Genomic DNA, 14,699 nt, shown 5'->3' with positions numbered 1-14,699 from the left:
GCCCCTCGTCACGTGGGGGTCGGCTACCGCAGGCGCGCCATCAGGGCGTGCTCCACGAGCGTGATCAGCGCGCTCTTGGCGTCCGCGCGGTGCCGGGCGTCCGTCGTGATGATCGGGGTGTCGGGACCGATCTGGAGCGCTTCGCGGACCTCGTCGGGCGTGTACGGCTGGTTGCCGTCGAAGCCGTTGAGGGCGATGACGAACGGCAGTCCGCTGTTCTCGAAGTAGTCGACGGCGGGGAAGCAGTCGGCGAGCCTCCTCGTGTCGACCAGCACGATGGCGCCGATCGCGCCGCGCACCAGGTCGTCCCACATGAACCAGAAGCGGTCCTGGCCCGGCGTACCGAACAGGTAGAGGATCAGGTCCTGGTCGAGGGTGATACGGCCGAAGTCCATGGCCACCGTGGTGGTGGTCTTGTCTCCGGTGTGGGTGAGGTCGTCGATGCCGGCCGAAGCGGACGTCATGACGGCCTCTGTGCGCAGCGGGTTGATCTCCGAGACGGCGCCGACGAACGTGGTCTTGCCCACGCCGAAGCCGCCCGCCACCACGATCTTCGCGGAGGTGGTGGAGCGGGAAGGACCGCCGCTAGAGCTTGCGAAGTCCACTGAGCACCCTTTCGAGCAGTGTCACGTCTGGCTGGCCACCGGCGTTCTCGTCGCCGCCGGGCTGATGGATGGCGACCAGGCCCGCCTCCGCCAAGTCGGCGACGAGGATCCTGGCCACGCCGAGGGGGATCGTCAGCAGGGCCGAGATCTCGGCCACCGACTTGATCTCCCGGCACAGGTTGCAGATCCGCTGATGCTCGGGCAGCTGGCCCTGCATCTGGTGCGGAGCGGCGGTGGTGTGCACCAGTGCCTCGATGGCGAGCTGGTAGCGCGGGCGGGTCCGGCCGCCGGTCATGGCGTACGGACGCACCAAGGGGTTGTTGGCCGCCGAAGCGGGGGCCGGCTCGGGGCGGCGCTGCGGCTGGACCGGCTGGATACGCGGCGCCGCGGGCTGGTCGTACGGCGACGGACCGGGTCCCTGCGGTGCGTACGGCTGCCGGTGGCTGGGGGCGGAGGGGAAGTTGTACCGGTTCGCCGAACCGTCGCCCTGACCCTGGGCAGGGCCGTACGACCAGTTACCCGAAGACGGACCGCCTGGGGGTGTTGCCACTTTCTCCTCCTCCGACTGCGCCGGGCACCCATCACTGTGGAGCCGCGTCCCGAAACCTTACGGCCCCGGGACACGAATACGCACCGTCCGATTACTAGTTGAGAAGGCTTCCCTGGAGCTCCGCACGGAGATCCGGGGTCAGGACCGTGCCCGCGCGGTCCACCAGAAGCGCCATCTCGTACCCGATGAGGCCGATGTCCGCCTCCGGGTGGGCCAGGACCGCGAGGGACGAACCGTCGGAGATGGACATGATGAAGAGGAATCCCCGCTCCATCTCCACAACCGTCTGGTTCACGCTGCCGCCCTCGAAGATGCGCGAGGCACCGGCGGTCAGCGAGGTCAGACCGGAGGCGACGGCCGCGAGCTGGTCGGCGCGGTCGCGGGGGAAGCCTTCGGACATCGCCAGAAGGAGTCCGTCGGCGGAGACCACCACCGTGTGGGACACCCCCGGGGTGTTGTCCACGAAGTTGGTGATCAACCAGTTCAGGTTCTGTGCCGCCTGGCTCATCGGGCTCACACTAACGCTCCTGGTTGTAGGTGCTGTCAGGACCGAAGCCCTGGCCGTTCGTTTCACTGCCTGCGCTGCGTCCGCGCTGGACGCCCCGACGCAGGTTGCTCAGCCTGCCCCGGACGTCCTCCGGGGCGCGGGAGACCTGTGGGCCTCCCTGGGGGGTGGTTTCGGCGGAACCCTCGACCAGGTTGGCCTTGGGCACCCGCCGCGGCAGGCCGGAGGCGGTGACCCCGCCTGCCTTGGGCTTCCGGAGCTGTGCGGCCTGCTGCCACCGCTCGTCGTTCGCCGAGCGCCAGTCGCCGTCGCCACCCGCCCCCGGCGCGTCGCCCTGGGCGGAAGCCGGCGCTTCCCGCTGCACGCGCGCCGTACCGTTCGCCGGGCCGGCGCCGTGGGAGCCGCTCGCGACGGATCCGCGGCGGGGCAGCCCGGCGTCGGTCAGCGCGTGGTCGGCGGCAGAGGCCGTGTCCGGACGGTCGAAGCCTACGCGGTTCCGCTCACTCGCGTCAGCGGCCTGCGTCGACTCCGCCTCCGGAGCGTACTGGGCCGGGTAGCCGTTCTGGTAGCCGTCCTGCTGGGGCCAGTCGTCCTGGTAGGACGGTGCCTGGGCGGGCTCCGCGTACGGGGCCTGGTGCTCCGGGTAGCCGCCGTCGGGGGAGAAGCCGTCACCGTGCCGCGGCTCGGCGACGGGCGCGTAGTACTGCTCCTCGTACGGCTGCTCGTACGAGGTGTGCTGCTGCTCCTCGTACGCCGGCGCCTCGTACGCCTGCTGCGGCTGCTCGTCGTACGCCTGCTGCTGCTCCTGGTACGTCTGCTGCCCGGTGAACGGGTCGCGGTACCCGGCGGGGGCCTCGGCGGCCTCCTGCTGCGGGTCGCCCGGGTGCTGCCCGTGGCTCTGGGCCTCCAGGGCGGCGCGGCGCCCCTCGCGCATCAGCGAACGGCCGACGGGGTCCAGGTCGCGGAGGTCGTCGGGGACCTCGGTGTACCGGCTGTCGTCGAAGCCGAGCTCGGCGGCGGTGCGCACCGGCTCCACCGGGGCGAAGCTCTCACCCTGGAACTGCTGCTCCGGGATGATCTGCGAGACCGTGAACTCCTCGCGCTCCAGGGACTCGCCGCCACCGCCGTGCGTGATCGCGTCCGGCAGCATGACCAGGGAGGTCGTACCGGCCTGCTCGCCCGAGGGGCGCAGCTGGACCCGGATGCCGTGCCGGTCGGACAGTCGGCCGACCACGAACAGGCCCATGCGCTGGGAGATCGCGGCGTCCACGGTCGGCGGGTTGGCCAGCTTGTGGTTGATGTCCGCGAAGTCCTCGGCCGTCAGGCCGATGCCCTTGTCGTGGATCTCGACCATGATGCGGCCGTCGGGCAGACGGGTCGCGGTGACGCGGACCTTGGTCTGCGGGGAGGAGAACGTGGTGGCGTTCTCCAGCAGCTCGGCCAGCAGGTGCACGAGGTCGGTGACCGCGCGGCCGTGGATCTCGGCCTCCGGGACGCCGGACAGCTCGATGCGCTCGTACTGCTCCACCTCGGAGGAGGCGGCGCGCAGCACGTCGATCAGCGGGACCGGCTGGTCCCAGCGGCGGCCGGGCTCCTCGCCCGCGAGGACCAGGAGGTTCTCGCCGTTGCGGCGCATACGCGTGGCCAGGTGGTCCAGCTTGAAGAGGTTCTCCAGCTGGTCCGGGTCGGCCTCGTTGTTCTCCAGGTCGGTGATCAGGGTCAGCTGGCCCTCGATCAGCGACTGGTTGCGGCGCGAGAGGTTGGTGAAGATCGCGTTGATGTTGCCCCGGAGCAGCGCCTGCTCGGAGGCGAGCCGGACCGCCTCGCGGTGGACCTGGTCGAAGGCGCGGGCGACCTCGCCGATCTCGTCCTTGGTGGTGATCGGGATCGGGGCGACCCGGGTGTCGACCCGGCCGGGGTCGGTGCGGGAGAGCTGGTCGACCAGCATCGGCAGCCGCTGCTCGGCGATGTTGAAGGCGGCGTTGCGCAGCTGGCGCATCGAGCGGCTCATCTGGCGGGCCACCAGACCGGCCAGGAGGAACGCGGCCAGCAGGGCGATGACGACCACGGCACCGGTGATGAAGGCGGCGGTCTTGGCGTCGTCGGCGATGTCGGACGCCTCGTTCACCGCCTTGTCGGCCATGTCCGACTCGATCTGGCGGTAGGCCTTGTACTTGAGCGTGTTGAACGCGAACCAGTTGTCGGCGGTGATGCCCTTGGCGGCCAGCGCCTGACGCGTGAGCGCGCTGGTGTCCTTCATGGTGGCGAGGGCCGTGACCATGTCGGACTCGCCGGACGGCGGAGCGACGTACTGCGGATTACGCGCCTTGGCCTGCTCGACCAGGGCGGCGCCGTCCGTCTTGATCTTCTCCTTGGCGTCGTCCAGCTTCTGCGCGTCGGCCTCGGTGCCACCACCCTTGTACTCCTCGACGGCGATCCGCTCGAGGTAGGCGTACGAGGAGAGGGAGACCCGCTGGGTGGCCAGGTTCGGGGCGTCCGGACCGGGCTTGACCAGCAGGTGCATGCCGATCGACCGCTCCAGCGAGAGCGCCGCCTTGGTCAGCGAGATGGCGTAGACGGTACGGCCGTAGGAGGTGATGTTTCCGGTGCCCAGGCCGAGCTCGTTGGCGAACTCCATCAGGGGGTGGGCGATCGCGACGTAGCCCTCCTCCGTCTGCACGCCGGTCATCTTGGAGGTGTAGGCCGCCTGCCGCAGCTGCACCAGCTTCGGCTCGGCCTCGTGGAACAGCTTGAGCCGGCGTTCCAGGCCCGCCTCGCCCGGCATGCTCTTCGTCGCCTCGTCGAAGGCGGCGGCGGCCTGGTCGGTGGCCTTGCGGGCGTTGTCGACGGTCTGCTTGCCGGTCGTGTCCTGCTTCTTCAGCAGCAGCGGAGCGGCGGTGACGTCACGCTCGTTCTCCAGGGCGTCGGCGTAGGCGAGCGCGGCGCGCACGAGGCGGGCGGTGTTCTCGGCGTCGCGGGCCTGCTGCCAGGTGTCGATCGAGCTCTTCACCTGGAAGCCGCCCATGACCAGGCCGACCGCCACGGGTATGAGGAGGATCGCGTTCAGACGGGTGGGCACCCGCCAGTTCCGCGGGGAGAAGCGGCCGCCGCTGGACGCGGGAGCGGCCGCCGGATCCGCACCGGGCACGGGGGTGGGCGCCGCAGCGCGCGGCGGCGGGGTGAAGTTGCCCCGCGCCGACGGCTCGGGACCGTTCTTGCTTCGCCTCACTCGACCAACAACCTCTCGGCGGTCGGCACCTTCGTCGTGCCGCAGTCTCTCAGAGCCCGGTTCGTCATCGACCACTCAGTACGCACTCAGTACGTCTTCGACCATTGGGCAGTTCAGGCATTCCAGCACGTGGACCAGCGCACTTCCAAACAGTGGAAGCCCGGTGGCGGGGCCTTTGTAAACGCGAGATAAAACGGTCATAAAGAACGAGCCCCGCCAAAAGGCGGGGCGTTCGTGCGCATAGCGGCACCGCGCGACCGCGTCGCGTGGTGATGCCGGGCGATTCCTCTGCCGAACTGTTATGAACACCGGAGCCGACCGTGTCAAAGGCCACAGCCGGCTCCGAACCCCTTACGGCAACTGCCGTACGACCCGTCGCACTTGAGTGCTACCGCAGCCGTGCCATCAGAGCGTGCTCCACCAGCGTGATCAGCGCACTCTTCGCATCGGCGCGGTGCCGGGCGTCGGTCGTGATGATCGGCGTGTCCGGGCCGATCTGCAGCGCCTCCCGCACTTCCTCGGGGGCGTAGGGCTGCTGGCCGTCGAAGCCGTTGAGCGCGACGACGAACGGCAGCCCGCTGTTCTCGAAGTAGTCCACGGCCGGGAAGCAGTCCGCCAGGCGCCGGGTGTCCACGAGCACCACCGCGCCGATGGCACCGCGGACCAGGTCGTCCCACATGAACCAGAAGCGGTCCTGGCCCGGCGTACCGAACAGGTACAGGATCAGGTCCTGGTCGAGCGTGATGCGGCCGAAGTCCATGGCGACCGTCGTGGTCGTCTTGTCCCCGGTGTGGGTGAGGTCGTCGATGCCGGCCGAAGCGGACGTCATGACGGCCTCTGTGCGCAGCGGGTTGATCTCCGAGACGGCGCCGACGAACGTGGTCTTGCCCACGCCGAAGCCGCCCGCCACCACGATCTTCGCGGAGGTGGTGGCCCGACCCGCGTCAGAGCTTGCGAAGTCCACTGAGCACCCTTTCGAGCAGCGTCACATCCGGAGCGCCGCCGTTGTTCTCGTCGCCACCCGGCTGGTGGATGGCGACCAGGCCGGCCTCGGCGAGGTCGGCGACCAGGATCCGGGCCACCCCGAGCGGCATGGCCAGCAGCGCGGAGACCTCCGCCACCGACTTCACCTCGCGGCACAGGTGGCAGATGCGCTGGTGCTCCGGGAGGAGTCCCATGAGCGCTGCCGGGTCGGCCGTCGTGCTGATCAGCGCCTCGATGGCGAGCTGATACCGCGGCCGCGTCCGGCCACCGGTCATCGCGTACGGACGTACCAGCGGCTGGTCGCCCTCGTCCCCGTACGGCTCCGCGTACGGATCATGATGGGCGGTGGGCGGGGTCATGAATCCTCCGGGCGGGACAGCAAGTCGGTGTCGTGCCGTCTGACGGGGCCGGTGGGGGGATTGTGGCGGCCGGACGGTGTTTTCGTGAGGTGGGTGGTGCCGGGCGAGGTCAGTGAAGCAGACTTCCCTGGAGTTCGGCGCGCAGGTCCGGGGTGAGTACCGCCCCAGCGCGGTCGACGAGCAGTGCCATCTCGTAGCCGACGAGACCGATGTCCGCATCGGGGTGGGCCAGTACCGCGAGGGACGACCCGTCCGAGATGGACATCAGGAAGAGAAAGCCGCGCTCCATCTCGACGACCGTCTGCGCCACGGTGCCGCCCTCGAAGATCCGGGATGCCCCGGCCGTGAGGGAGGTCAGCCCGGACGCGACGGCCGCCAGCTGGTCGGCGCGGTCCCGCGGAAAACCTTCGGACATCGCCAGCAGAAGGCCGTCGGCGGAGACCACCACCGTGTGGGACACCCCTGGGGTGTTGTCCACGAAGTTGGTGATCAACCAGTTCAGGTTCTGTGCCGCCTGGCTCATCGGACTCAACTAACGCTCCTGCTGGTGAGTGGGGCTCGGGAAGCTGCCGGTCTGGCCGCTGCCGGCCTGACGGCCCTGAGCGATGCCCCGACGGAGATTGGTCAGCCGTCCGCGTACGTCGTCAGGCGCACGCGAGACCTGCGGACCGGCTTGGTGCTGTTGCTGCTGGGCGGTGCCCGGGACGAGGTTCGCCCGGGGTACCCGGCGCGGCAGGCCGGAGGTGGTGATCCCACCCGCGGCGGGCTGCCGGACGCGCTCTGCCTGCCGGACGAGTTCGTCGTTCGGCGAGGTGCGCCAGGAGCCGGTGCTCGACGCGGACCGCTGCGGAGCCGGCGCGGGCGCCTGCTGCTGCGGCTGCCGCGGCGCGGCCGGGCTCTCCTGCTGCTGACCGCCCTGCTGCTGACCGTGGAACCAGTTGGTCTCCAGCGTGTCGTACAGCGGGGTGCGGCCGTCACCCGGGTTGCCGGCCGGCGGCAGCGCCTCCGGCTCGTGGCGGGCCGGGTACTGCTGCTGCGGGTCCTGGGGGACCGGACGCTGCTGCGGGGCCGCCTGGCGCGGGGCGCCGAAGTCGTCGCGGCCGGCCGGCTGCGGACGCTCGAACTGCCCGGTGTGGCCGGGGTTCTGCCGGCCCGGCAGCGCGTGCTGTCCGGTGGACCCGTTGTCGTAGCCGCCGTCGTACGCCTGCGGGGCCGGGAACTGGCCCGTGTGCTGCCCGCCGTTGTCCTGACCGGCGGGCGCCGAGGTGCCGAACACGTCGGGGCGGACGAAGTTGCCGGTGCCCTGCGCGGCGCCGGGGGCGTCGAAGCGGCCGGGCTCCTGGGCGGCGTCGGGGCGCGCGTACTGGCCGGTGTGCTGCGCGCTGTCGGGGCGCGCGTACTGGCCGGTCTGCGAGAAGTCGTCGGGACGCGCGAACTGGCCCGTGGTGTGCGCGGGACCGCCCGCGCCGGGCAGCTCGGGACGCGGGAACTCGCCCGTCGCGGCCGGACCCTGGGCGTCGATCCGGGGTATCTCCGCGGTCGAGCCCGGACCCTGCCGGTCGTCCACCCGCGGCATCCGCCCGGTCTGCGCCGGGTCCTGCTCGTCGTGGCCGCGCGGGGTGTCCGGCGAGGGGCGCGTCAGCGGGGCCTGGGCGTCGGCCCAGTCCGGGGTGCGGGACTGCGGGGCACCGCCGGGCAGCTCGGCCCGCGCGCCGCCGCGCGGCGGCAGCTGGGCGTGGCGGCCGGACTCGGCGTGGCGGCCGGACTCGGCGGGGGCGCCGGAGCGCTTCCTGCCACGGCCGCCGCCGAAGAGGTCCTGCTGCTGTCCGGCCGGGTTCGCGGCCTGGAGACCCTGCGGGGCGCCGGGCGCCTGACCGCCGAAGCCGCCAGCACCGGCGGGCACCGGCCGGCCCTGCTGCTGGCCACCGGGAGCACCGGGACCGCCCTGCGGACCCCGCGCACCACCCGGCGCACCGGGACGGCCGCCCTGGCCCGCGCCGGGCAGCGCGGCCCGGGGACCCTGGGCGGAGCCGCCCTGGCCGCGCGGGCCGGGACCACCGAGCAGACCGCCGCCGGCCGGGGCACCGCCGTTGTTGCCGGTCTGCCGCCGGGCCGCCGCCGCACCGGCCGCGGCCTGCGCGGCGGCCGGACCGCCGGTCGCCATCGGCGCACCGGGCTTGCCCGTGGGCTTCTTGCCGCCCTGGGCGACGTCGACGGGGAGCATGACCAGCGCGGTGGTGCCGCCCGAGTCGGACGGGCGCAGCTGGATGCGGATGCCGTGCCGCTGGGACAGCCGGCCGACCACGAAGAGGCCCATGCGGCGGGAGACGGAGACGTCCACGGTGGGCGGCGAGGCGAGCCGCTCGTTGATCGCCGCGAGGTCCTCGGGGGAGAGGCCGATACCGGTGTCGTGGATCTCGATCAGCACGCGGCCGTCGGGCAGCGCGTGACCGGTGACCTTGACCTTGGTCTGCGGGGAGGAGAACGAGGTGGCGTTCTCCAGCAGCTCGGCGAGCAGGTGCACGAGGTCGTTGACCACGCGGCCGGCCACCTCGGTGGTCGGCACGGAGGCCAGCTCGATGCGCTCGTACTGCTCCACCTCGGACGCGGCGGCGCGGAGCACGTCGACCAGCGGGACCGGACGGGTCCAGCGGCGGCCGGGCTCCTCGCCCGCGAGGACGAGGAGGTTCTCGCCGTTACGGCGCATGCGGGTGGCGAGGTGGTCGAGCTTGAACAGCGAGGACAGCTGGTCCGGGTCGGCCTCGCGGGACTCCAGCTCGGAGATCAGCGACAGCTGGCGCTGGATCAGACCCTGGGAGCGGCGCGAGAGGTTGGTGAACATCGCGTTGACGTTGCCCCGCAGCAGGGCCTGCTCGGCGGCGAGGCGGACCGCCTCGCGGTGCACGTCGTCGAAGGCCGCGGCCACCTGGCCGATCTCGTCCCGGGAGTGCACACCGACCGACTCCACGGAGGTGTCGACGTCCTGCGGGTCCGACTCCGACAGCTGCTTGACCAGCTCGGGCAGCCGGTCCTGGGCGACCTTGGTGGCCGTCTCCTGGAGCCTGCGCAGCGAGCGGATCATGGACCGGGCGACGACGAAGGCGCCGACCAGCGAGACGCCGAGCACGATGAGGATCAGCGCACCGGAGATGATCGCGTCACGCTGGGTGGCGCTCTTCAGCTCGCGGGCCTTCTGTTCCATCTCCTCGAGCAGCGTGTGCTCGATCTTCTTCATCTGCTCGATCTTGGTCGAGCTGTCGTCCACCCAGTCCTTGTACGACCGCGCCGGCAGCTGCTGGAGGCCGTCGGGGGACTCGAAGGAGCGCTTGGCGTAGGTGTCGGCGGACTCGATCGTCGGGTTGCCCTCGTCGATCGGCTTGAGCAGTTCCTCGGCGTTCTCGTTGGCGTAGATCTTCCGGAAGATCGCCAGCTCGGAGCCTTCGCTCTCGTACGCCGACTGGCCGTAGAGGCGGTCGTTCTCGGAGAGGTCGCCCTTGGAGTCGGTGGTCGCGGGCAGCGCGGCCGCGATCATGGCGCGCTGGACGGAGGCGTACTCCTTGGCGGTGGAGAAGGCCGCCAGGGCGCGCGTGCGGGAGATCATCTCCGGGTTGCTGGACGCCTCGGCCATGTCCTGCGAGAGGCCGATCAGCTGGGTGATGAGCCGGTGGTAGGACTCGACCGTCTGGGTCGCGTTGTCCTTGGAGGTGTAGGCCTTCTGCCGGATCTTGGCCAGGTCGTCCAGCTGGTTGGCGAGACCGACCAGGGCGTCGCGGACGCCCTGGAGGTTGCCGTTCTTGCTCGCCGCGTCGATCTCCTCGGAGGAGTCGAGGAAGTGCTCGCGAGCCCGGTCGGTCTTCTGCTGGTAGCCCTTGATCTGGTAGTCGGTCGCCTTCAGGCCGCCCTGTGCCAGGGGGCCGGCGGACTGGTCGCGCTCCTCCTGGAGCGCCGCGGCCAGCTCGGTGGCCTGCTTGGTCATCTCCGTCAGCAGCTTCATGTTGTCGAGCTGCTGGATGTCGTCCATGGACTGGTCGATACGCAGCGCACCCAGCGAGGTGGCCGCGACCACGGGCAGGGCGAGCAGCGACACCAGGCGCGTGGAGATGCGCCAGTTGCGCAGGGCCAGGCGCGAGCCGGTGCCGGGCGGGCCCTGGACGGGCTTCACCGTCGGGGTGGGGCCTCCCGACGGCCCCGTCGGGGCGGACGACGCGGCCGACGTACCGGAGCGCCCGGAGCGCTCACCGCCGTCCTTGGCCTGACCCGGGTTCTGGGCGTGCTGGGGCGAGGAGCTGACGGCCATGGGGCCAGTCCCGCCGTGCGGCTCCGGCTCCGCCGAAGCGCTGCCATCCCTCTTGAAACGTCCCTGCACTAGCGTCGCAACCTCTGGACCAGGCGCCCCTCCGCGCGAACGGAGGGACACGGTGTCGGCGTTGTGGGGAGCGTCCTGAACACGCCCCCCGGGTGATCTGAGTGACCGGCGCTGGTTCCCCCCTGTCCCGCCGCCGCTCGGCGCTGTTGCGCCCTGCGCGCCGGCTCGATCCCGCGGCGGTCCGTGGAATTCCAGCACAGTGCAGGATCTCCAACAAGGGCAGTGGGTCGAGCTGTGACCTCCGTGACAGCCCGTGAGGGGTAAGTAACCAGCCGTGGAGCCGAATTCCGTTCATAACGGACACATCCCTGCGAGTCGCCGCTGAGTGCCCGGTGTCCCAGTCGCCATGATCAGGAGCGGAATGGTGGCTTCAGGGGGTCAATGTCCGTTTCGTTGGGGCGGATTGTCGGCCGGAATTGACCGGTTTGCCCGTGAGTTCGTGAGCAAACTCACACGATCATCGTGGGCAGTTGGCGGCTTCGCCGGGGAATCGGATGTTTAGCCTGACGCTTTACAGGACGCACGGCTCTGCCAACCCACCCGATCAGAGGGCACAGGACGACAACGGTGAAGACGACGATGATGTTCCGCACGATAGCCAACCCGCGGCGCACGACCCTGGTGCACCTGAAGGACGCCGGCGAGCTGCACACGCCTGAGCTCCCGGAGCACTCCGTCGACCTCCCGGCCCAGACGGCCAACCCCCGGCGCACCATCCTCGAGGAGATCCCGGCCGGCGCGGGCGCCGCGGCGGGCGAGTGACGAACGGCCCGGCCGGGCGCGGCCGGAAGGGAGCCGGCGACGGCCCTTCCGGCCGCGCTTTCGTCTGTGGGGCCGGCTCCGGCTCGGGGTGACCGGCTGCCGCCTTCTGCGGAGGAGCGGCGCGCGGGCTCCGGTGACCCGCCTCTGACCTGCGGCGATGTCCCCGGAAGCGCAGAGTGACGAAGAGCTCCGATAACCTGGGGCGTCAGTACGCCGGTTCTCAGTGAGGGGCGCAGGATCCCGTGCGCATCGCCAGGTTCTCCATCGACGGGAACGTAGCCTTCGGCGCGGTCGAGGGCGACAAGCAGGACGAACTCGTCCTCGACATCATCAAGGGCATCCCGTTCGCGGACTACGAACTGTCCGGGACGAAGGTGCCGGTGAGCAAGGTCAGACTGCTCCCGCCGGTGCTGCCCAACAAGGTCGTGGCGTTCGGCCGCAACTACCGCGAGCACGCGCGCGAACTGGGCAACGAGGTCCCGGACGCGCCGTTCGCCTTCTTCAAGCCGTCCACCTCCGTGATCGGCCCCGGTGACGAGATCCAGTACCCGCCGTTCTCCGAGGAGCTGCACCACGAGGCCGAGCTGGCCGTGGTCATCGGCCGGATGTGCCGCGAGGTCCCGCGCGACCGGGTCAAGGACGTGATCTTCGGCTACACCTGCGCCAACGACGTCACCGCCCGCGACGTGCAGAAGCGCGAGAAGCAGTGGGCCCGCGCCAAGGGCTTCGACACCTCCTGCCCGCTCGGCCCCTGGGTGGAGACGGAGCTGGACCTCGCCCGCGCCAACGACCTGACCATCCAGCTCACCGTCGGCGGCGAACAGCGCCAGCTCGGCCGTACCAGCGAGATGATCCACCCCATCGAGGACCTGATCGTCAACATCTCCGAGGCCATGACGCTGCTCCCCGGCGACGTGATCCTCACGGGCACCCCGGCCGGCGTCGGGCCGCTCACCGTCGGCGACGAGGTCGCCGTCACCATCGAAGGCATCGGCACTCTCACCAACAAGGTTGTCAAGCGTGGCTAGCGCACATGTCCGCGTACGTTTCTGCCCCTCGCCCACCGGTAACCCGCACGTGGGCCTGGTCCGCACCGCCCTGTTCAACTGGGCGTTCGCGCGGCACCACCAGGGCACCATGGTCTTCCGCATCGAGGACACCGACGCGGCCCGCGACTCCGAGGAGTCGTACAACCAGCTGCTCGACTCGATGCGCTGGCTGGGCTTCGACTGGGACGAGGGCCCCGAGGTCGGCGGCCCGCACGCGCCGTACCGGCAGTCGCAGCGCATGGACCTCTACGCCGAGGTCGCCCAGAAGCTCCTCGACGGCGGGTACGCCTACCGCTGCTACTGCTCCCAGGAGGAGCTCGACACCCGCCGCGAGGAGGCCCGCGCCGCCGGCAGGCCCTCCGGCTACGACGGCCACTGCCGGGACCTGAGCGCCGAGCAGATCGAGCGGTACCAGGCCGAGGGCCGCGCCCCGATCGTCCGCTTCCGCATGCCCGACGAGCCGATCACCTTCACGGACCTGGTCCGCGGCGAGCTGACCTTCACGCCGGAGAACGTCCCCGACTACGGCATCGTCCGGGCGAACGGCGCCCCGCTGTACACCCTGGTCAACCCGGTCGACGACGCGCTGATGGAGATCACCCACGTCCTGCGCGGCGAGGACCTGCTCTCCTCCACCCCGCGCCAGATCGCGCTGTACAAGGCGCTGATCGAGCTGGGCGTCGCCAAGGGCATCCCCGAGTTCGGCCACCTGCCGTACGTGATGGGCGAGGGCAACAAGAAGCTCTCCAAGCGCGACCCGCAGGCCTCCCTGAACCTCTACCGCGAGCAGGGCTTCCTGCCCGAGGGCCTGCTCAACTACCTGTCCCTGCTCGGCTGGTCGCTCTCGGCGGACAAGGACATCTTCACGATCGAGGAGATGGTCGCGGCCTTCGACATCTCCGACGTGAACCCCAACCCGGCCCGCTTCGACCTGAAGAAGTGCGAGGCGATCAACGGCGACCACATCCGCATGCTGGATGTGAAGGAGTTCACCGAGCGCTGCCGCCCGTGGCTGAAGGCGCCCTTCGCGCCGTGGGCGCCGGAGGACTTCGACGAGGCCCGCTGGCAGGCGATCGCCCCGCACGCCCAGACCCGTCTGAAGGTGCTCTCCGAGATCACCGACAACGTCGACTTCCTCTTCCTGCCGGAGCCGGTCTCCGACGAGGCGAGCTGGACGAAGGCGATGAAGGAGGGCTCCGACGCCCTCCTGCGCACGGCCCGCGAGAAGCTGGAGTCGGCGGACTGGACCTCCGCCGAGTCCCTCAAGGAGGCCGTCCTGGCCGCCGGCGAGGCGCACGGCCTCAAGCTCGGCAAGGCCCAGGCCCCGGTCCGCGTGGCCGTCACCGGCCGCACCGTCGGCCTGCCGCTCTTCGAGTCCCTGGAGATCCTGGGCAAGGAGAAGACGCTGGCCAGGATCGACGCGGCCCTGGCCAAGCTGGCCGCGTAGCCCGATCGGTCACAGGGGCGGCACCCGGAACTCCGGGTGCCGCCCCTGTCGCGTACCCCACCGGGCGGGTACGTTCGGATCATGAGCATCCGGGCCGTGGTGTGGGACGTGGACGACACCCTCTTCGACTACACGACCGCGGACCGCGAGGGCATGCGGGCGCACCTGGTGGCGGAAGGGCTGCTCGCCGGGTACGGGAGCCCCGAGCGGGCGCTTGCCCGGTGGCGGGAGATCACCGAGGTGCAGTGGGCGCGGTACGCGGCCGGGGAGTGCTCCTTCCAGGAGCAGCGGCGCGACCGGGTGCGCGTGTTCCTCGGTGCCGTGCTGAGCGACCCGGAGGCCGACGCCTGGTTCCAGCGCTACCTGGGGCACTACGAGGCCGCCTGGCGCATCTTCCCGGACGTCCTGCCCGCCCTGGAGGCCCTCGCGGCCAGCCACCGGCACGCGGTGCTGTCCAACTCCAGCCTCGCCGTCCAGGAGCACAAGCTGCGCACGCTCGGCCTGCGCGACCGCTTCGAGACCGTGCTGTGCGCCGCCGAGCTGGGCGTCTCCAAGCCGCAGGCGGGCGCCTTCCTGGCGGCCTGCGAGGCGCTGGGCCTGCCCCCGCACGAGGTGGCGTACGTCGGCGACCACCCGGAGATCGACGGGCGGGGCGCCGCCGAGGCCGGGCTGCTGGCCGTCTGGATCGACCGCGGAGCGGCCTACGCGCGGGCCGTCGGGGAGGTCGTCGCGCACCGGATCCAGACCCTCGCCGAACTCCCGGCGCTCGTCCGCGCGGATACCCGTTTTGGAGCCCCGTCCACCTTCGGGTAATGTTCTTCCTGCGCCGAGGGGAGCGGGCCG

Annotated in this window: 12 protein-coding genes; 4 read left to right on the top strand and 8 right to left on the bottom strand. The window is 71.0% G+C overall.

Annotated elements, in window-relative coordinates; translation table 11 throughout:
• Positions 1 to 23: 23 nt before the first annotated feature.
• The 8 genes from ABZ576_RS14500 to ABZ576_RS14465 all read right to left on the bottom strand — a co-directional run bounded on the left by ABZ576_RS14500 (position 24) and on the right by ABZ576_RS14465 (position 10,598).
• Entirely contained in the window at positions 24 to 605 is a 582-nt protein-coding gene (locus ABZ576_RS14500; RefSeq protein WP_190191055.1) for an ATP/GTP-binding protein, read from the bottom strand.
• Entirely contained in the window at positions 586 to 1,155 is a 570-nt protein-coding gene (locus ABZ576_RS14495; RefSeq protein WP_360739816.1) for a DUF742 domain-containing protein, read from the bottom strand. The genes ABZ576_RS14500 and ABZ576_RS14495 overlap by 20 nt, the downstream gene beginning before the upstream one ends.
• Positions 1,156 to 1,249: 94 nt before the next feature.
• On the bottom strand, positions 1,250 to 1,663 hold the full coding sequence (locus ABZ576_RS14490; RefSeq protein ID WP_004983065.1) for a roadblock/LC7 domain-containing protein: 414 nt from the start codon (positions 1,661 to 1,663) through the stop codon (positions 1,250 to 1,252).
• Between the two features lie 10 nt (positions 1,664 to 1,673).
• Complete coding sequence (locus tag ABZ576_RS14485) at positions 1,674 to 4,889, bottom strand: nitrate- and nitrite sensing domain-containing protein (protein ID WP_360739815.1); 3,216 nt, start codon at positions 4,887 to 4,889, stop codon at positions 1,674 to 1,676.
• 388 nt (positions 4,890 to 5,277) lie between these two features.
• Positions 5,278 to 5,853, bottom strand: a complete 576-nt coding sequence (locus tag ABZ576_RS14480) for an ATP/GTP-binding protein (RefSeq protein ID WP_133930189.1) — start codon at positions 5,851 to 5,853, stop codon at positions 5,278 to 5,280.
• Positions 5,834 to 6,232, bottom strand: a complete 399-nt coding sequence (locus ABZ576_RS14475) for a DUF742 domain-containing protein (protein ID WP_009190816.1) — start codon at positions 6,230 to 6,232, stop codon at positions 5,834 to 5,836. Before ABZ576_RS14475 ends, ABZ576_RS14480 begins: the two co-directional genes overlap by 20 nt.
• Positions 6,233 to 6,341: 109 nt before the next feature.
• Positions 6,342 to 6,755 (bottom strand): roadblock/LC7 domain-containing protein, encoded by a 414-nt coding sequence (locus tag ABZ576_RS14470; protein ID WP_030346561.1) that lies wholly within the window; start codon positions 6,753 to 6,755, stop codon positions 6,342 to 6,344.
• 9 nt (positions 6,756 to 6,764) lie between these two features.
• Positions 6,765 to 10,598, bottom strand: a complete 3,834-nt coding sequence (locus ABZ576_RS14465) for a nitrate- and nitrite sensing domain-containing protein (protein ID WP_360739813.1) — start codon at positions 10,596 to 10,598, stop codon at positions 6,765 to 6,767.
• A gap of 567 nt (positions 10,599 to 11,165) precedes the next feature.
• On the opposite strand from ABZ576_RS14465, the gene ABZ576_RS14460 reads away from it, so the two are divergent.
• The 4 genes from ABZ576_RS14460 (at position 11,166) to ABZ576_RS14445 (ending at position 14,669) form a co-directional block, all read left to right on the top strand.
• Positions 11,166 to 11,360 carry a hypothetical protein gene (locus ABZ576_RS14460; RefSeq protein ID WP_360739812.1) on the top strand — a complete coding sequence of 65 codons (195 nt, stop codon included), beginning with the start codon at positions 11,166 to 11,168 and terminating at the stop codon, positions 11,358 to 11,360.
• A 242-nt stretch (positions 11,361 to 11,602) separates the two neighbouring features.
• A complete protein-coding gene (locus tag ABZ576_RS14455) occupies positions 11,603 to 12,388 on the top strand; it encodes a fumarylacetoacetate hydrolase family protein (RefSeq protein WP_360739810.1) in 786 nt (261 codons plus the stop codon).
• Positions 12,372 to 13,856, top strand: coding sequence for a glutamate--tRNA ligase (gltX, locus tag ABZ576_RS14450; protein WP_360739808.1), 1,485 nt, complete (start codon positions 12,372 to 12,374; stop codon positions 13,854 to 13,856). Before ABZ576_RS14455 ends, gltX begins: the two co-directional genes overlap by 17 nt.
• A gap of 81 nt (positions 13,857 to 13,937) precedes the next feature.
• Entirely contained in the window at positions 13,938 to 14,669 is a 732-nt protein-coding gene (locus tag ABZ576_RS14445; RefSeq protein ID WP_360739806.1) for an HAD family hydrolase, read from the top strand.
• Positions 14,670 to 14,699: the final 30 nt, after the last annotated feature.

The sequence above is a fragment of the Streptomyces sp. NPDC013455 genome, assembly GCF_040632975.1.
Classification (GTDB): Bacteria; Actinomycetota; Actinomycetes; order Streptomycetales; family Streptomycetaceae; genus Streptomyces.
Note: the sequence above shows the minus strand (reverse complement) of the source record. Positions and strands in the feature narration are given on the sequence as shown.